This window comes from Nitrospirillum bahiense (genome assembly GCF_007828025.1).
GTDB lineage: Bacteria > Pseudomonadota > Alphaproteobacteria > Azospirillales > Azospirillaceae > Nitrospirillum > Nitrospirillum amazonense.
Genome location: NZ_VITO01000015.1, coordinates 38,888 through 56,040, shown reverse-complemented (window position 1 = coordinate 56,040; position 17,153 = coordinate 38,888). Strand labels below are relative to the sequence as shown.

Genomic DNA, 17,153 nt, shown 5'->3' with positions numbered 1-17,153 from the left:
CCTTCAGTCGGCGCGGTCGTTGGTGAGATGAACTATGCGCCCGGCTGCTGCGGTGCGTCTAATATATCGAGATGGCATCTTCGATATCTATTCGATATGGCAGAGACCCGGGCCCACGATCAGAATCCGTGATCGTCGCGCCCTTGAGAAACTATTGGAGGGGCAGCGGCGCAGGGCCCCAAATATTCGGTGCCCGCACGCCGCAGGGACCGCAATGACCAAGGGTCCTTGGCCACCCAGGCGGCCGGTGACGAACAACGGACAAGAACATGGTTAGAGAGCGAATTCGTCTGAGCAGCTTGCACGACCGCGTCATGAGCGCGGAACAGGCGGCGGCCCTGATCCAGGACGGCATGACGGTGGGCATGAGCGGCTTCACCCGCGCCGGCGACGCCAAGGCCGTCCCCCTGGCCCTGATCAATCGCGGCCGAACCGACCCGCTGCACATCAACTTGCTTACCGGCGCCTCGCTGGGCAATGACCTGGACGGCATGCTGGCCGACGCCGGCATGCTGAAGCGCCGCCTGCCCTTCCAGGCCGACGCCCGCCTGCGCGCCGCCATCAACCGGGGCGAGGTCATGTTCATCGACCAGCATCTGTCGGAAATGGTGGAGCAGCTGCGGTCCGGCGCTTTGGGGCATCTCGACTGCGCCATCATCGAGGCCACCGCCATCACCGAGACGGGCGCCATCGTCCCCACCACCAGCGTGGGCAATTCCGCCAGCTTCGCCATCCTGGCCGACAAGGTGATCGTGGAGATCAACCTGGCCCAGCCGGCGGATCTGGAGGGTCTGCACGACATCTACATCCCCAAGCGCCGCCCGGCGCGCGAGCCCATCGGTCTGACCCGGGCGTCGGACCGCGTGGGCACGCCGGCCATCCCGGTGGATCCGGCCAAGATCGCCGCCATCGTGGTGACCAACCAGCCGGACAGCGCCACCACCCTGCAGCCGGCCGACGCCGACACCGCCGCCATCTCGCGCCACCTGATCACCTTTCTGGAACAGGAGGTGCTGGCCGGCCGCCTGCCCCGGCACCTGCCCCCGCTGCAGGCCGGCATCGGCGCCATCGCCAACGCCGTGCTGGCCGGCCTAAAGGACAGCCCCTTCACCGACCTGGAGCTGTATAGCGAGGTGCTGCAGGACAGCGCCTTCGACCTGTTCGACGCGGGCAAGCTGGCCTTCGCCTCGGCCTCCAGCATCGTGCTGACGGCACCGGTCATGGCCCGCGTCATGCCCAACATCGCCAGCTACCGTGACCGCATCGTCCTGCGCCCGCAGGAGGTCAGCAACCATCCCGAGGTGGTGCGCCGCCTGGGCCTGATCGCCATCAACACCGCCATCGAGTGCGACATCTACGGCAACGTGAATTCCACCCACGTCAACGGCACGCACATGATGAACGGCATCGGCGGATCGGGCGACTTCGCCCGCAACGCCCAGCTGTCGGTCTTCGTCACCAAGTCGCTGGCCAAGGACGGCCGCATCTCCAGCATCGTGCCCATGGTCACCCACGTCGACCATACCGAGCATGACGTGGACGTGATCGTCACCGAACGCGGCCCGGCTGACCTGCGCGGCCTGGCCCCGCGGGAGCGGGCGCGGGTGATCATGGAGAACTGCCTGCACCCCAGTTATCGCGGGCAGATGGCCGACTATGTGCGCCGGGCCGTGGCCCGGGGCGGCCAAACCCCGCATGTCCTGGAAGAGGCGTTCAGCTGGCACATCCGCGCGCGCGAAACGGGCAGCATGCTGGCCGAAACCACGCCGGAAGCGCTATCGGCGTGAGGCCACCCGGCCATCCGGAGCGCTGATCTGGTTCATGCGCCGGATCAGCGCCCGGTGGGCGGGCAAGTCCTTGGTGGCGTGGTCACCATAGGCCCGGATGCGGGCGAAGGTCTTCTGCGCCGCCTCTGCCTGGGGAAAGGCGGCGCGGGCCGCCGACAGGTCGGTCTCGAACCCCATGCCGTACAGGATGTACTGGTAGTTGAAGAAGGCGAAGGCCTCCAGATCCAGCGCGAAGTCGAAGCGGCTGGGCGGCCGGGTGCGCCACTGCGCCAGCAGGTCGCGCAAGGCCGGCGGGATGGAGGCGGGATCGCGGTTGTCGCGCCAGAACGGTTCTTCCCGCTTGCTCAGGCAGTAATGCAGCTTCAGGAAGTTGACGATGTTCTCGAAGCGCCGGGTCATCAGCTCGTTGAAGCGGGCGGCCGGCGCGTCCCATCTGCCGTCATGGGGGAACAGCTCCGCCAGCATGCCCACCGCCACCTCGATCAGCACCACGCTGGTGGACTCCAGCGGTTCCAGGAACCCGCCCGCCAGACCGATCGCGACACAGTTCCTGACCCAGGGCGTCTCGCGATAGCCGGCGTCAAAGGCGGTCTTTCGCGGGGCCAGCTCGACACCGGAGCCTAAGTGAGGGGCGACATAGGCGCGCAGAACCTCCTCGGCCTCGTCGTCCGACATGTGGTCGCTGGAATAGACGCAGCCCACGCCGCGGGCACCCTCCAGCCCGATCTCCCAGGTCCAGCCCGCCGCGTGCGCCGTGGCCACGGTGCAGCTTTCCAGGGGGGTGTCGGCCGCCTCATAGGGCACCTTGCAGGACAGGGCGCGGTCGGTGAACAGGATGGACTTCACCGATTTCTGCGGCACGCCCAGGGCGCGGCCGATCAGCTCCGCCCGTAAACCGCTGCAATCCACGTAGAAATCGGCGGCGATCGCCCCGTATTCCCGCGTGACCAGGTGGGCGATGGCGCCGTCGGCCGCCAGCGCCACATCCGTCACCGTGCCCCGCAGGTGCCGGACGCCCAGCTCCCGCGCCCGAGCGGCCAGGGCCTGGGCGGCCTTGGCCGCGTCGAAGTGATAGGCGTAGTTCAGCGGCGCCTCGAAGTCACCCTCCGGCCCGCGCTTGGGCGCCCGCCGGGCATCGGTCACCTGCTGCTGAAAGGTCATGGCCTGGGCGAAGGGCGGGCGGCGGTCGCCGTCCTGCAGCAGCCAATAGGGCACCAGGCCGGCGCCATCCGTGGGGAAGGGCGCCTCGAAGGGATGGAAGAAGCTGTCGTCCTCGCCCCCGTCCACCCAGCGGGCGAAGCGGATGCCCTGCTTGAAGGTGGCGGAGGTGTCGCGCATGAACTGGGCCTCGTTCAGGCCCAGGAATCGCAGAGTGCCGCGGATGGTGGGGAAGGTCCCCTCCCCCACCCCGACGATGCCGATGTCCGGCGCCTCCAGCAGCGTGATGCCGATCGGCCCCCCTTCACGCACGCCCAAGTATTTGGCGAGGTAGGCGGCGGCCAGCCAACCGGCCGTGCCGCCACCGACGATCAGGATGGTTCGCTCGACTGTCATCAACTCTGCTCGGTCATCCACTCAGCTCAGGGCTTGCTCCGGCACGGCCCCCAGCTCACCACTCAGCCGGGCCTTGCGGCCATAGACCAGTTCGAACAGCGGGGACGCCATCATAGTCGTGACGATGGCCATCAGCACCAACATAGAGAACAGCGTGGGGCCGATGATGCCCTTTTGCAGACCGATGTTGATGATGATCAGTTCCATCAGCCCGCGCGAGTTCATCAGGGCGCCGATGCCCAGCGCCGTGCGGTTGTCCTCGCCGCACAGGCGGGCCGCTGCGTAGCAGGCCACACCCTTGGCGGCGATGGAGGCCACCAGCACGCCGAGGGCGATCAGCAGCAGCGAAGCGGAATTCACCATGTCCATGCGGGTGTTGAGGCCGGAGTAGGTGAAGAACATGGGCAGCAGCAGGACCACGGTCAGCGGCTCCACCTTCTTCTTCAGCTCTTCCACGAACTTGCCGCGCGGCATGGCGGTGCCGACGATGAAGCCGCCGAAGATGGCGTGGATGCCCACCGCGTCCATGATGAAGGCGGACAGGCAGAACACCATCAGGGTGATGGCCAGCACGGTGTGCGTCATCTCCCCCCGCCGTTCCACCGCGCGGCCCAGGGGCGCCAGCAGGCGGCGGCCGAACAGGATGACCAGCAGGGCGTAGGCCACACCGCCACCGATGGCCAGCACGGCGACCCCGGGGCCGGCGCCGAAGATGGCCAGCACGATGGCCAGCACACACCAGGAGGCGGCGTCGTCGAAGGCGCCGGCCGTCAGGGACAGGGTGCCCAGGGCGGAGTTGTTGAGGCCGCGCTCATTGATGATGCGGGCCAGCATGGGGAAGGCGGTCAGGGCGATGCAGGCGCCCATGAACAGGGTGGCCTGGCTCTGCGGCAGGCCCTCGGCGAACAGGCCCGGCACCTTCAGCAGCATGGGCGTGATCAGCACGGCGATCAGGAAGGGGGCCGCGATGCCGGAGAAGGAGACGGCGAAGGCGCTCTTGCCGTTGGTGCGGAAATGGTCGCCCCGGAAGGTCGTGCCCACCAGGAACATGTAGAGGCCGACGCCGAACTGGGCGCCGACGTACAGCACGCTTTTGGTCTCCTTGGGGAACAGCTCGGCGGCGAGGCCGGGGAACAGCAGGCCCAGCAGGGACGGGCCCAGCACCACACCGGCGATCATCTCACCCACCACCTGGGGTTGGGCCAGCAGCTTCTGCCCCAGCCAGCCGACGACGCGGCAGGCCAGGATGATGGCGGTGATCTGCAGGAAGAAATGGACGCTGAAATCCGTCGGCGTCAGGGTCCCGTTGGGGCCGTGCGGCGACAGCATGTGGGTCGCCGTGTCGACGATGTTTTGCACCGTGTCGGCGGAAAAAAGATCGGAAGCCATGACGCGATTCCACCCTGTTCTTAGCTTTTGTGCTTGTTAGCGATACCAGGGTTAGGGTGGGCTTTCCGGCGTTGTCAAAAGATAAAATATGTAGGAATGTAGCAACATTCTGAAGACGGGAAATGTAGCAACATGGCCACAATGAGCAGCCGGGATTTCAACCAGGACGTGGGCGGTGCCAAGCGTGCGGCCCTGAGCGAGCCGGTGTTTATCACCGACCGCGGCACCCCCACCCATGTGCTGATGAATTTCGAGACTTTCCTGCGGCTTACCGGCGACGGGCAGAGCATCGTCGATCTGCTGGCCATGCCCGAGGACGTGCCCCTGGCCCCAGCCCGCCTGGACATCGCCTGATGTTCCTGCTGGACACCCCCGTCATCCTGGAACTGCGCGGGGCGAAGGCGGACGACGGCGTGCGCGCCTGGGCCGCCGATATTCCCCGCCAGCAGCTGTTCCTGTCGGCCCTCAGCCTGATGGAGCTAGCGGAGTCGGTCGCCAAGGCGGAGCGGACGGACAAGGCCGCCGGCGCGGCGCTGCGCGCTTGGCTGGACGACCGGGTGATGGTGGCGTTCGAGGGGCGCATCCTGCCCGTGGACGCGGCCGTGGCCCTGCGCCGCACCGGCGTCACCCTGCCCAACAACCGCGACGCCCTGCTGGCCGCCACCGCCCTGGTGCACGGCCTGACGGTGGTCACGCCCAACGTCGCCGCCTACCGCACCGGCCGGCTGAAGGTGTTCAACCCCTGGGGCTACGCCGCCGGGGAGGCGGAGGAGGATATCGCCGACTGGCGCCAGGCGGCCAAGACCAGCCCGGTGTGGCTGAAGAGCCTGTTCCTGCGCTTCTGAGCGCGACGGCGGGTCCGGCTCTCAGCAGGCGGGCCTGGGCAGGGGTTCCAGCGCCACCAGTTCGGCGCGCACCTTGAAGTCGCCGTAGTCGATCAGCATGGACTGCACGATGCCGTTGTCCATCAGCATCATGGCGGTGTCGTAGTCGGGCAGCGCCTGCTGCTCGTCGTTGGCGAAGAAGGCCAGGTGCACCGGCCAGGCCTTGTCCTTGTGCAGGGCGGCCACGACGATGGCATCCTTGGCCAGGGGCTTGGCCTTGCCGATGACGGCGGAGACGGGGCCCGCCTCCTCCGCCTCCGACCCGTCGAACACGGGGCGGACGTAGACCGGCGTGTCGCCGTGGCGGGCCTGGTTGATCAGCAGCAGGGTGTGGGCGGTGGGGAAGACGGTGCCGGGCGCCAGTTCAATGTCCTGGGGCTTGGGCTTCTCGAAATGGGCGACGCCCCCATCCTCGCCGTTCAGGGTCGCCACCCCCTTCATTTCCTCATCCGGTTGGCCGGTGGTCTGCTTGCGGACGTTGAAGCGGTAGACGCTGCCGTCCTTGGCCTCCCACGTCGTGTAGCTGGTGGTCATCTCCTGGTCGTCGGCTTCCGAATAGAGGAAGCGGATCTGGAAGCGCTGTTCCGTGGTCCAGCCGCGGCAGACATCGTTCCAGGCGAAGTTCATGGCGCCGACCACGCCGGTGACGCGGCTGCCCTCACGCGAGGAGGCCAGGGTCAGGCGATAGGCGGCGCGATGGGGGGACATCTGCGCGCCCACCGCCATGACCGTACCGGCCATGGGGCCACCGTTGGAGGTGGGGGCGACCGTGGGCGGGGCGGCAGACGGCGCCGCAGGGGCGGGGGCTGCCGACGATGGGGGCGTGGCGCCGACAGCCATCGCCATCGGCAGGGCCAGAACGGCCAGGGACGCCAAACCCATGCTCACCAGACGTGCGCGCATTCTTATCGTCACTCTCGCTACCTCAACCCGGGCCAAGCCCGAACTCTCAGCATGCCGTGTACCGGGGGCCGACGCCAAGCTTCTTGTCGTCACAGGGCGCCGCACGCCGGCCACCCACCCGGGCCCTTCCGGTGATACGGGCACCGCCGGCCGCTGTCGTCGCCCCCGGTCCCCAGCCTTTGGAATAGGGGGCAGACATTGCCGGTGAAATCTGCCGAAAGGGGGTCGGCAAAAACTGCCGCAGCTGGACTGCAGCCTACCGCTGCAAAACGCAAATCCTTTAATTTCAAAGGTTTATGCGGCGGCACGCCCCTTGCGATCTCCGTCACGCGTCATCCCCGACGCCCCAAACGGAGTAGCGCCCATGACCCCGCCGGACACCGCCCTGCCCCTGATGCCCGCCATCAACCTGACCCTGCCCCGGGGCCAGATGCCGGTGGGCCTGCGCGGTCCCGAGGCGGCGGCCAGCCTGAACCAGCTGCTGGTGCAGGAACTGGCCATGCGCCTGGCGGACGCGGAACGCATCATCACCGAACAGCGCGACCGTATCGACTACCTGGAAACGCTAAGCACCACGGATGAGCTGACCGGCCTGTTGAACCGGCGCGGCTTCCAGATCGCCTTCCGGCGCGAGCTGGCGGGGGCGCGGCGCGGCGGCCGGGGCGGCGTGCTGGTGATGGTCGATCTGGACGGCTTCAAGCGCATCAACGACGTGCACGGCCACCAGGCCGGCGACGCCTACCTGCGCATGGTGGCCCGCACCCTGGCCGACCATGTGCGCGCCCAGGACATCGTCGCCCGCCTGGGCGGCGATGAATTCGCCGTGCTGCTGACCCGCGTGGCGCCCGACCAGGGCATGCAGCGCGCCGAGGCCCTGTCCGCCACCCTGCACCAGATGGCGCTGGACTGGCAGACCCACAGCCTGCCGCTGAAGGCCAGCTTCGGCTGCCAGGCCTACGGCGCCGACGACCGCGAGGATGAGGTGCTGCACCGCGCCGACGTGCTGATGTACCAGACCAAGGCGGCTTCTAAAGCGGCTTGACGCCGCCCTGCCCTGCGGGCCCTTGCTATCGTATCAGTGTATCGTAATCGGCGTGCGTGCCGATCCAGAACCAATAGATCGTGTCGCCTTCGGAAAGCCCAAGCGCCCGGTAGTGCAGACCCACACGTATTGAATACATCGGCTCTTTTGTGTTCAGCCGCTTGAAATGGAGCGCCGCGTATTGCGGATCCATTTTCCACATGACGTATGCACGCTTGGCCGACTTTCGGATGTTTCGCGGCAACTGACGGTATAGCCGCCAGAAGCCCTTGGTCGCCCGCGACTGCATTATTCCGGCAATTCGTCCGGTATGAGGGGCAATGTTTCGCCGTGCAGGATCTGCGCCCGCACATCTCTTGCGATCTCATCCAGCTTCACGGTGTCCCGGCTGAATTTCGCCTGCCATTCCAGCTCATCCTCCATCTCATCGAGCATGAGCGTGGCAATCTGGTCCTGCTCAGCAGCCGGCAACTTCGCCGCTCGTTCGAACGCTTTTTCCAGCAGCGTGGCCATGGCGCGGTTCCTTAATTCTGTCTTCACAATGTAGGCACCGGGGATGGATGCGTCAAACGACCCGAGCCACTACCCCTGCCGCCGGTAGCTGCCCTTGAGGAAGGGCGTCCAGGTCTGGCCGCCGTCGATGGAGCGGTCGATGGCGGTTTCCATGTGATCGGGCACGGGCCACCAATAGCGGTGGCGGGCGCGGCCGCGCGGGGAGGTGCGGATGAAGGTGTAGCCTTCGGCGCCCGGTTCCTCCACCCCCTCCACCGGCCCCCACAGGCCGGGCGCCGGGGTGGCCGGCACATAGCCCATGTCGTCGAACCAGAACAGCAGATGCACCGCCACGTCGGAGTCCCAGGTCAGGACGCCGTGCGCGGTGAAGGTGCCGGCCTCCCCCCGGTCGAAGACATAGTCCAGCACCAGATGATGGGCATTGAGCGCGGGGCGCACGGTCATGCGCGCCACGCCCGGGCCCCCGGTGCCGAAGGGGCTGGGCAGCACCGCCTCCGTGCCCGCCCAGTCGCCGGCGAAGGCGGCGGTCAGCCGCCGCATCTCCTCCTGCATGACCTTCTCCTCGGCTTACGGCCCCCCGGCTTACGGCTGTCCGGCCTTGGCGTCGGCCTTGCCCGCATCCTTCTTGCCCACCTCCTTCTTGGGCGCCGCCGCCTTCAGGCTGCCGCTATCCAGGTTCAGCTGGGCGGCGGGGATGACCTGCACCTTGGGGTATTTCTGCTTCAGGGCGGGCAGGAACTGGGCGCTGTCGCCCACCACCACCAGGCTGCTTTGGGCCGGCGACAGGGTGCGGGCGGCGGCAGCCTGCACCTGGGCGGGGGTCACGGCCTGGACGCTGCTGATGTAGCGGCCGATTTCGCCCAGGTCGACGCCCTGCAGGGCCAGGCTGCCCACCAGACTGGCCACGCCGTGGGTGGTTTCCACCGTGCGGCCGAAATTGCCGATCAATACGGCCTTGCGGCCGGCCAGCTCCGCCTCGCCCGGCGCCTGGGTGCCCAGCTTGCCCATCTCCGTCATGATCAGGCCGGCGACCTCAGGCGCGGAGGGGTTCTTGGTCTGTGTGCTGGCGACGAAGGGCCCCGGCACCCGGCGGAAATCCAGGGCCGAGCCGGCGCCGTAGCTCAGGCCCCGCTTGATGCGGATTTCCTCGTTCAGGCGCGAGGAATAGCCCACGCCCAGCACGGCGTTGGCCACGCTGGCCGGGTAGTAGTCCTTGTCCGACCGGGCCAAGCCCGGCCGCACCACCAGCACCGCCGCCTGGCCGGCCTTGGGCAGGTCCACCACAACGGCGCGCCCGGCGGGTTGCGCGGGCGAGGCGGGCAGCGCCGGCAGGGGCGTCGCCGGCTTCGCCCAGTCCCCGAACAGCTTCTGGGCGATGCCGAAGCCCTGCTCCGCCGTCAGCGGGCCGGCCAGCACCAGGGTGGCGTTATCCGGCCGCCACCAGGTGTGGTGATAGGCGGAAAGGTCGGCGGGCTTCAGCGCCGCCAGCGATTTGGGCGTGCCGGTCAGTGGGTGGCCGTAGGCGGCGTCGGCGTAGAGCACGCGCGGGCCCACCAGCTTGGCGATCCCGGCGGGGTCCTTCAGCGCGACGGACAGGCCGTCCAGCGCCTGGTGCCGCTCCCGCTCCAGCTCGTCCTTCTGAAAGGCCGGGTTGCGGGCCACGTCGGCGAAGATCTCCATGGCCGGGGCCAACACGTCGCCCTTCACCAGCAGCGACAGCTCCGACCCGTCCCAGCCGGCGGCGGCGTTCAGGGTGCCGCCCAGCGCCTCGACATCGCGCGCGATCTCCGGGGCGGAGCGCTTGGCCGTGCCCTTGGTCAGCACGCTGGCGGTCATGGCCGCCGTGCCGGGCAGGCGTGCCGGGTCCACCGCCCCGCCGCCGCCGATGCGCAGGCTGGCCTGGATCAGCGGCACGCCGTGGGTGGGCGCCACGATGACGCGCAGGCCGTTGGCCAGGCGCTTTTCCACCGGCTGCGGCAGGGCCGCGTCCACGGCCGGGCCGGCGGTGGGCGGGGCCTGGCGCTGGTCGGCCGGGGCCGGCTGCACCACCTTCAGGTCGGCCGGCACCACCAGCGGGGCCGCGTCGATGGCGGGGGAGGTCGCCACCGTGTCGGTGCCCTTCTCGGCTCCCTCCGCGGGAACATAACGCACGGAAATCTTGGTCTCGGGCTTCAGCCAGGTGGCCGCCACCCGCTTCACATCGTCGGCCGTCACCGCCTGCACGTCGGCCAGCAGGGTGTCGGCACGCTTGGGATCGCCGAAGATGACGGCGGCGCGGGCCAGCAGGCTGGCGCGGCCGTTGGCCGTCTCCCGCTCCTCCAGTTCATCGGTCACCAGCTGGTTGCGGGCGGCGGCCAGCTCGGCCTCCGTCACGCCGTCCTTGGACACCTTGTCCAGTTCCTCCAGCAGGGCCTTCTCCCCCGCCTCGGCCGTGGCGCCGCCGGCCAGGATGGCGCCGATGGCGTAGGCGCCCGGCTGCTGGTTCACCTCCTGGAAGGTGAAGACCTGGCTGGCCACCTGCTTCTCATAGACCAGGGACTGGTTCAGGCGGCTGCTGTCGCCATGGCCCAGGATGCTGTCCAGCACCAGCAGGGCCGGCAGGTCCTTGTCCGTCGCCTTGGGGAAGGGATAGCTCAGCAGCACGGCCGGCAGGGGGGCGTTGGCCTCCGTCACCGTCAGGGTCTGCGGGGCGGTGCGCGCCGGCTCCACCGCCGTCACCCGCGGGATGGGCGTGGCCGGATGGGTCAGGGGGCCGAAATACTTGTCCACCCAGGCGTTCAGTTCCTCGGGCTTGAAGTTGCCCACCACCACCAGGGTGGCGTTGTCCGGCCGGTAATAGGTGGCGTGGAAGGCCTGCACGTCCTGCAGGGTAGCGGCGTCCAGATCCTCGATGCTGCCGATGCCGGGGCGGCCGTAGGGATGCACCTTGAAGCTGACCTGCGGGAACATGAGGTAGAACAGCTTGCCGTAGGGCTGGGCCAGCACCCGCTGCCGCAATTCCTCCTTCACCACGTCACGCTCGGACTTGAAGTTCTCCTCATCCACGACGAGGGAGCCCATGCGTTCCGCCTCCGCCCACAGGATGCGCTCCAGGTGGTTGGCGGGCACGGTCTCGAAATAGTTGGTGTAGTCGGCGTTGGTGGAGGCGTTGTTGTAGCCGCCCACATCCTCCGTCAGGCGGTCGAACTGCTCCGCCGCCATGTCGCGCGTGCTCTTGAACATCATGTGCTCGAAGAGGTGGGCGAAGCCGCTGCGCCCCTTGGGATCATCCTTGGAGCCGACGCTGTACCACACCTGCACCGACACGGTGGGCGTGGTGGTGTCCGGCAGGGCGATGACCTTCAGGCCGTTGGCCAGCGTGCGCTCGGTGATGGCCAGCGGCGGCACCGACACCTTGCCCCCCGGTACCTCCGCCCCCGGCACGATGGGCGTGTCGGCCGCCCCCATCCCCCCTGCCAGCGCGGGCAGGCTGGAGCAGAGGGCCGTGGTCAGGGCCAGGGCCTTGGCCGCGGCCGTGAACGTGCGGGTGAAGCGCATCATGGGTGCCGTCTTCCTTCTTGGGCTGCCGGCCGCGCGACTGCGGCGTCCGGGAATGGGCCTGGTTCCTACATAGCCCAAAACCGCCCGGCTGAGGCGGGGCATTTGGTTAATTCGTTGTAACAAAACGATCCCCACCACGTTCGCGCCCCCGCCCAAGCCCTGGCCCCGCCCACTGTCACGCCCATGCGGGCGACAGGCGGGCCCGGCATGCGGCGGAAGGCTGCCATGCAAGAATGAAAGTCACTTGCATTCACAATTCCCGACGCATAACCATCCCGTTAGAAATGATAATAATTATTAGTTGCTGGAGCCTTTCCATGTCCAACCTGCGGCAGTTCCTCTCTGTGTATCCCCTGGCCTTGGCCTCGGCCGTCTCCATGGTCGCCCTGAGCGCCGGCGGCGCCTGGGCGGCGGACGACGCGGCGCCTGACGCCAGCCCCTCCAGCGAGGTGGTGATCATCGGCCAGCGTTCCGCCACCGATGCCGCCAGCGCCCTGAAGGCCGCGGCCCCGCTGGTGGAAACGCCGCAGTCGGTCAGCGTCATCAGCCGGGATGAGCTGAACCTGCGCGTGGCGGAAAACCTGAACGACGCCCTGAACTACACGGCCGGTGTCGCCACCGACACGCGCGGCAACACCGCCGGCCGCTATGACCTGATGACCGTGCGCGGCTTCAACGCCGACCAGTACCTGGACGGCCTGCACCTCATCAGCTCGGTCAACGGCTACGCCACGCCGCAGATCGACCTGTCCTTCCTGGAGCGGATCGAGGTGGTGAAAGGCCCGGCCTCCGTGCTCTACGGCAACGCCAACCCCGGCGGCATCGCCGCCCTGACCAGCAAGCTGCCCACCGGCCAGACCTTCGGTGAGGTCAGCGTGACCGCCGGCAGCTTTGGCACCGTGCGCGAAACGGCGGACATCGGCGGCACGCTCGACCCCAACGGCGTGCTGAGCTATCGCCTGGTGGGGGTCAACGACCGCTCCGACACCCAGATCAGCCACACCGAGTCCGAACGCTTCGGCGTCAGCCCCAGCCTGACCTACCGCCCCGACGACAAGACCAGCTGGACCGTGCTGTACGTGCACCAGCAGGACCCCCGGAGCGGCGCCTATGGCTCCGTGCCCGTCCAGGGCTCGCTGCTGCCCAACCCCAATGGCCAGGTCGCGCGCGACTTCTATGATGGCGAGCCGGATTTCGAGCGGTTCAACCGCACCGAAAACATGGTCACCTCGCTGTTCACCCACAAGTTCGACGACGACTGGGCGGTGCACCAGAACACCCGCTACATGCACCTGACGACGCTGTACAACAGCGTCTACAACGCCGGCTACTTCACCGACGCCAATGAGACCAAGCTGGCCCGCGCCCTGGCCGTGGCGCGGGAGGAGCTGAACAACGTCACGCTGGACAACAACGTCACCGGCGTGGTGCGCACCGGCGCCCTGACCCACAACCTGATCTTCGGCGTCGACTTCCAGAACACCGTGCAGACGGAGGCCTCGGGCTTCGGCGGCAGCGTCGCCGACATCGACGTCTTCAACCCCGTCTACGGCTCCGCCTTCACCCTGCCGGCCACCAGCTTCGACGTGCGCCTGCACATGAGCCAGACCGGCGTCTACGCCCAGGACCAGATCTCCTACGGCGGCTTCCGCCTGGTGCTGAGCGGCCGCAACGACTGGCTGGACATCAGCCAGCTGGACCATCTCAGCAACGGCACGACGTCGAAGGATGAGAGCAAGTTCACCGGCCGCGCCGGCCTGCTCTACCTGTTCGACAACGGGGTGGCGCCCTACGTGTCCTACGCCACCTCCTTCCTGCCGCAGACCACGGTGGACCGGAACGGCAACGTGCTGGCCCCGACGGAGGGCAAGCAGGTCGAGGTGGGCGTGAAGTACCAGCCCAAGGTGTGGAACGCCCTGCTGACCGCCAGCCTGTATGAGCTGCGCGAGACCAACGTCGCCACCACCGACCCCAGCTTCCCCACCGCCTCCATCGCGGCGGGTGAGGTGCGGTCGCGCGGCGTGGAGCTGGAGGGCTCGGCCCACCCCATCACCGGGCTGACCCTGCACGCCAGCTACACCTACATCGACAACCAGGTGACCAAGGACAATTCCGGCCTGGAAGGCACCCGCCCCTACGCCGTGCCGCAGACCACGGCCAACGGCTATGCCAACTACATCCTGCAGGACGGCCCCCTGGCCGGCCTGGGCTTCGGCGGCGGCGTGCGCTACATCGGCCGCGGCTACAACGGCGTGGCCGGCAGCGGCAGCCTGACCATCCCCGGCGCCACCCTGTTCGACCTGATGGGCAGCTACGACTTCAAGCACCTGGCCCCGCAGCTGGACGGCCTGACCCTGAACATCGACGCCACCAACCTGCTGGACCGCCGCTACATCTCCTCCTGCTACAGCAGCATCTGGTGCTGGTACGGCCCGGGGCGGGACGTGAAGGCGAACGTGGCGTATCGGTGGTGATGCGCTGAGGTAGGAGAGTACTGGACGCGCCAGCCCGGGGCGGGAGCTTCGGGCTGGCGCGTCCAGGGTGAATTGAGGCTATTGTTTACCACTATAGCGGCGCATTGGGGGACCCAACGCCGAGCAGAGCACTTTACGCGCCAAGCTAATGTCGCGTCGAGGCGAGCCTCCCTTGCGACATGGATCTTATTGCGAATTGAAACCTATAGTGGTTTTATAGGGCATCGCCTCCATGTCGTTCAGCGGCGGGACACTTCTGACCTGAGATAGTGGGAACGAATTGTGCCTTCAATCACTCTCTACCAAGACTCGGCCGCCGATGTTCAAATGGTTCGCTCTCTGCTCACTGCTGCGGGATTGGCGCTTGACGGCGATGCGCTACCTTCAGGTTCCCCAGTCTGCCTAAATCCCAGTCCGGCGATCCTTGTCCTGCTATACGAGAGCTTAACTGATGATAAGATATTTGAAGCCGCAATGACAGCGGCGGCTAGCGAAGGACGTAGAATAATTGGAATCTGGCCCAAAAGCGATGCAGCCAAGGAAGTACCGGCCACATTCAAAAAGTATAGTTCTGATCAGGTGATTTGGGATGCAGCACGCGTCCGGCAAGCAATTTGCGGGCTGGATCAACCAGCCTATGACACTTTAGACGGATCGCCACAGGTCGCACCTTTTACGGCGCGAAATTGCTAAATTGAAATTACACACCTACGTCATCGAACACGATCTTGGGTTTGCGCCGAATCCATTCTTCGGCGCCTGTACATTAGCGTGTTGCAAAGCCGATATTCGTAAATACGCAAAAGTTGGCGATTTTGTTATAGGAACCGGTAGCGTTAAAGTGGGCCGCCAGGGGTATTTGACCTATTGGATGCACGTCGAAGAAATCATTACCTTCGATCAATTCTGGAATGATCCACGCTTCACATTAAAAAAGCCGGCTATGCGAGGCAGCGCAATGCAACGCCATGGCGATAACATTTATTTCCGTGACCTACATACAGGTGAGTGGCGCTGGGTAGATTCGTTTCATAGCGAGATTGATGGACAGCTAAGCCTCTATAATCTTCGAAAGGATACTAGCCGCACGGACCGCGTGCTGGTTGGCCATGAATTTGCGTACTGGGGTTCAGCTGGCCCTAAGATTCCACAATCTCTATCGGATTTTGTCGTAAAGTTCCAAGGCTGGAAGTGCAATTTCCAGCCGGATCGGCTGGCAGCCATGCTTGCTTGGCTTAGCCAACAGCCCGAGCGAGGGTATCTAGGTGAGCCTGCTGACTGGGCGCATATCGACCTTTAGCAAAGGTTTACCCGGCAGGATCAGCGACACCAAGGGCGGTGCAATGCGTTGCAACACTTGAATCGGCAAGTGTTGTTCGGAATCTTATAATATTTCGCCGGCGAAGCTGGTGCGCAACCTCTCCCCTTCCACGAACGCTAATGCGATGGGCATCAAGCGGTGTCACGTCAAGCTCAGCGTACAGCGCTTCTAATCTATCTCCGAGACTAAGAGCATTAAGTATTGCAGCTTTTCGCGCGATCTGCACACGAACGCTTTTATCATCTGGAAATATAGTACGGACTTTCTCAACTTCAGTGAGAAGCAAGCGCAATTGCTCGGCGCTCGCCGTAAAAGGGATAGCAGCCGACCCAAAAGCCGCAACTGAACCGTTAATGTCGACACACACCTCCGGCCGAAAAGAAAGATATTGCTTTTCTAGATCGACAATGATCGTTCCTTGTCCTTCTTGGCGAAGAAGATGAAACATCTCGTGGCCAAGGAAGATCGCCTCTTCCCACTCCCAGAATAAGTTCCTCCTTGCTTCGAGATCAGAAACAAAAGTTCGAACCAATTGCAAGAATCGGAAACTAACGTCATTGCGATGGGGAAAAAGTCTCTCTGGCTCAGAACGCTTTCGCATCCTCGAACGAGCAAGGCGCACACCTTCCGCATGTATTGCTTTGATGACGGCCTCTTCTACGATCTGCGCACGAGCACCGTCCTCAACCTCATCGATTCTCCGGTCACTTCGCCGCTTGCAATCCAATAGCTTACGAAGCACGGGCGACCAGCCAAGAACTGCCGCATTTGCCAGATGCATTACGTCATGATAGCGGTAACCATCATCGTCATAATTATTATCCGTAAGTGGATCGCCTAACTGCCTTCCTTCAAAATACATACGAGCCTTATTATTGCCTAGAGTGACAAATGACACTTCGAATTTTCTTGGTATTTGTTCCGCTATTTTGTAATTACGATCGTGCAATGGGGTTCTTCGCCCCCTCTTTTGCCTCATCATGACTTTTTTAATATTTTTTGCGGCGACTTTACTGAGTTTTATATTATAAAGGCTCGCCAAGGCTGACAGATGCCAAATAATCTCCCCTAGAACCTGATTCATATCACGATCTGGAAGAGTTCTATTCAGCTCACGCTCGATCTCTGGTAGCTTCTGCCTCAAAAGTTCGGCATTTAGCTGCCAAAGCACTGCAAGGCAAACTTCAACCAACGTGGCATCGCTGGTCCGCGCTGTCAGGAATGCCAATTTCTGATAATCATCAAACTTAATTTCCGACGCTGAGATAGGAAATACCTGCGCAGCCTCAAGGAACTGAGCACTTCTCTCAGGGGTCAACGCTCCTTTGATGCGCCGAGCCCGGTCGTTATCGGCCCCAATTTCGTCCTTCAGATTCTTGATATCGAGCGCAAGAATGTTAATTTCCCGCGTCGGTGCGATCACCTTATCCACATAGAAGCAATACCACAACGCATCACCAAGCTCCTCTTCTATCTCTTCACTCTTCCCTCGCCAGTTGACTTCTTTAGGACCAAGAAGCCGCTTTTTGATAGCTGCAACAACCGACCCTACCTCGCCTGCCAAACCATATAAAGCAATATCAAGACGCACAGAATGCTTGCGGTCAGCAAACTGATCGCTTTCTTCGACAAATGCCTGATATTCTGAAACGAGCATTTGGCCCTCCCGATCTCCCCACATGATCAAACAATGGCCAAAAGCGCAAGATAAAGTTGTGGCTCAAGCCTCAGCTGGCACAGCTAAAG

At 64.8% G+C, this 17,153-nt stretch carries 14 protein-coding genes; 6 read left to right on the top strand and 8 right to left on the bottom strand.

Annotated features, from left to right (window positions below):
• The first annotated feature begins 269 nt into the window (after positions 1 to 269).
• Entirely contained in the window at positions 270 to 1,787 is a 1,518-nt protein-coding gene (scpC, locus tag FBZ88_RS20380; protein WP_145618995.1) for a succinyl-CoA:acetate CoA-transferase ScpC, read from the top strand.
• Here the strand turns inward: scpC and FBZ88_RS20375 are convergent.
• Both FBZ88_RS20375 and FBZ88_RS20370 read right to left on the bottom strand, forming a co-directional pair.
• On the bottom strand, positions 1,776 to 3,341 hold the full coding sequence (locus FBZ88_RS20375) for a tryptophan halogenase family protein (RefSeq protein WP_145618994.1): 1,566 nt from the start codon (positions 3,339 to 3,341) through the stop codon (positions 1,776 to 1,778). The two genes, scpC and FBZ88_RS20375, sit on opposite strands and share 12 nt — an antisense overlap.
• 21 nt (positions 3,342 to 3,362) lie before the next feature.
• Positions 3,363 to 4,730 (bottom strand): cation:proton antiporter, encoded by a 1,368-nt coding sequence (locus FBZ88_RS20370; protein ID WP_145618993.1) that lies wholly within the window; start codon positions 4,728 to 4,730, stop codon positions 3,363 to 3,365.
• 132 nt (positions 4,731 to 4,862) lie between these two features.
• Here FBZ88_RS20370 and FBZ88_RS20365 point away from each other — a divergent pair, with 132 nt between their 5' ends.
• Complete coding sequence (locus FBZ88_RS20365; protein WP_145608332.1) at positions 4,863 to 5,084, top strand: type II toxin-antitoxin system Phd/YefM family antitoxin; 222 nt, start codon at positions 4,863 to 4,865, stop codon at positions 5,082 to 5,084.
• Positions 5,084 to 5,575 carry a type II toxin-antitoxin system VapC family toxin gene (locus FBZ88_RS20360; RefSeq protein WP_145618992.1) on the top strand — a complete coding sequence of 164 codons (492 nt, stop codon included), beginning with the start codon at positions 5,084 to 5,086 and terminating at the stop codon, positions 5,573 to 5,575. The genes FBZ88_RS20365 and FBZ88_RS20360 overlap by 1 nt, the downstream gene beginning before the upstream one ends.
• Before the next feature lie 21 nt (positions 5,576 to 5,596).
• On the opposite strand, the gene FBZ88_RS20355 is transcribed toward FBZ88_RS20360, so the two are convergent.
• Positions 5,597 to 6,517: a cell envelope integrity EipB family protein gene (locus FBZ88_RS20355; RefSeq protein ID WP_145618991.1), complete on the bottom strand. Its 921-nt coding sequence runs from the start codon at positions 6,515 to 6,517 to the stop codon at positions 5,597 to 5,599.
• Positions 6,518 to 6,881: 364 nt separating this feature from the next.
• Here FBZ88_RS20355 and FBZ88_RS20350 point away from each other — a divergent pair, with 364 nt between their 5' ends.
• Entirely contained in the window at positions 6,882 to 7,559 is a 678-nt protein-coding gene (locus tag FBZ88_RS20350) for a GGDEF domain-containing protein (RefSeq protein WP_145618990.1), read from the top strand.
• A gap of 25 nt (positions 7,560 to 7,584) precedes the next feature.
• Here the strand turns inward: FBZ88_RS20350 and FBZ88_RS31595 are convergent, their stop codons facing one another.
• The 4 genes from FBZ88_RS31595 to FBZ88_RS20330 all read right to left on the bottom strand — a co-directional run bounded on the left by FBZ88_RS31595 (position 7,585) and on the right by FBZ88_RS20330 (position 11,612).
• Positions 7,585 to 7,848: a ParE family toxin-like protein gene (locus FBZ88_RS31595; RefSeq protein WP_145618989.1), complete on the bottom strand. Its 264-nt coding sequence runs from the start codon at positions 7,846 to 7,848 to the stop codon at positions 7,585 to 7,587.
• Entirely contained in the window at positions 7,848 to 8,072 is a 225-nt protein-coding gene (locus FBZ88_RS20340; protein ID WP_145618988.1) for a hypothetical protein, read from the bottom strand. The genes FBZ88_RS31595 and FBZ88_RS20340 overlap by 1 nt, the downstream gene beginning before the upstream one ends.
• Positions 8,073 to 8,141: 69 nt before the next feature.
• Positions 8,142 to 8,624, bottom strand: coding sequence for a DUF1579 family protein (locus FBZ88_RS20335; protein WP_145618987.1), 483 nt, complete (start codon positions 8,622 to 8,624; stop codon positions 8,142 to 8,144).
• A gap of 30 nt (positions 8,625 to 8,654) precedes the next feature.
• Complete coding sequence (locus tag FBZ88_RS20330; protein WP_145618986.1) at positions 8,655 to 11,612, bottom strand: M16 family metallopeptidase; 2,958 nt, start codon at positions 11,610 to 11,612, stop codon at positions 8,655 to 8,657.
• Between the two features lie 317 nt (positions 11,613 to 11,929).
• Between FBZ88_RS20330 and FBZ88_RS20325 the strand changes: the two genes are divergently transcribed.
• Complete coding sequence (locus FBZ88_RS20325) at positions 11,930 to 14,086, top strand: TonB-dependent siderophore receptor (RefSeq protein WP_186464513.1); 2,157 nt, start codon at positions 11,930 to 11,932, stop codon at positions 14,084 to 14,086.
• Positions 14,087 to 14,780: 694 nt separating this feature from the next.
• Complete coding sequence (locus FBZ88_RS20320; protein WP_145618984.1) at positions 14,781 to 15,386, top strand: Nmad2 family putative nucleotide modification protein; 606 nt, start codon at positions 14,781 to 14,783, stop codon at positions 15,384 to 15,386.
• A gap of 7 nt (positions 15,387 to 15,393) precedes the next feature.
• On the opposite strand, the gene FBZ88_RS20315 is transcribed toward FBZ88_RS20320, so the two are convergent.
• A complete protein-coding gene (locus FBZ88_RS20315; RefSeq protein ID WP_186464512.1) occupies positions 15,394 to 17,064 on the bottom strand; it encodes a MazG nucleotide pyrophosphohydrolase domain-containing protein in 1,671 nt (556 codons plus the stop codon).
• Between the last annotated feature and the right edge of the window lie 89 nt (positions 17,065 to 17,153).

What these genes read in the sequence shown, in the direction of transcription:
- scpC (WP_145618995.1), top strand. Translation starts at nt 270, where the DNA reads ATGGTTAGAGAGCGAATTCGTCTGAGCAGCTTGCACGACCGCGTCATG.
- FBZ88_RS20375 (WP_145618994.1), bottom strand. Translation starts at nt 3,341, where the DNA reads ATGACAGTCGAGCGAACCATCCTGATCGTCGGTGGCGGCACGGCCGGT.
- FBZ88_RS20370 (WP_145618993.1), bottom strand. Translation starts at nt 4,730, where the DNA reads ATGGCTTCCGATCTTTTTTCCGCCGACACGGTGCAAAACATCGTCGAC.
- FBZ88_RS20365 (WP_145608332.1), top strand. Translation starts at nt 4,863, where the DNA reads ATGGCCACAATGAGCAGCCGGGATTTCAACCAGGACGTGGGCGGTGCC.
- FBZ88_RS20360 (WP_145618992.1), top strand. Translation starts at nt 5,084, where the DNA reads ATGTTCCTGCTGGACACCCCCGTCATCCTGGAACTGCGCGGGGCGAAG.
- FBZ88_RS20355 (WP_145618991.1), bottom strand. Translation starts at nt 6,517, where the DNA reads ATGCGCGCACGTCTGGTGAGCATGGGTTTGGCGTCCCTGGCCGTTCTG.
- FBZ88_RS20350 (WP_145618990.1), top strand. Translation starts at nt 6,882, where the DNA reads ATGACCCCGCCGGACACCGCCCTGCCCCTGATGCCCGCCATCAACCTG.
- FBZ88_RS31595 (WP_145618989.1), bottom strand. Translation starts at nt 7,848, where the DNA reads ATGCAGTCGCGGGCGACCAAGGGCTTCTGGCGGCTATACCGTCAGTTG.
- FBZ88_RS20340 (WP_145618988.1), bottom strand. Translation starts at nt 8,072, where the DNA reads ATGGCCACGCTGCTGGAAAAAGCGTTCGAACGAGCGGCGAAGTTGCCG.
- FBZ88_RS20335 (WP_145618987.1), bottom strand. Translation starts at nt 8,624, where the DNA reads ATGCAGGAGGAGATGCGGCGGCTGACCGCCGCCTTCGCCGGCGACTGG.
- FBZ88_RS20330 (WP_145618986.1), bottom strand. Translation starts at nt 11,612, where the DNA reads ATGATGCGCTTCACCCGCACGTTCACGGCCGCGGCCAAGGCCCTGGCC.
- FBZ88_RS20325 (WP_186464513.1), top strand. Translation starts at nt 11,930, where the DNA reads ATGTCCAACCTGCGGCAGTTCCTCTCTGTGTATCCCCTGGCCTTGGCC.
- FBZ88_RS20315 (WP_186464512.1), bottom strand. Translation starts at nt 17,064, where the DNA reads ATGCTCGTTTCAGAATATCAGGCATTTGTCGAAGAAAGCGATCAGTTT.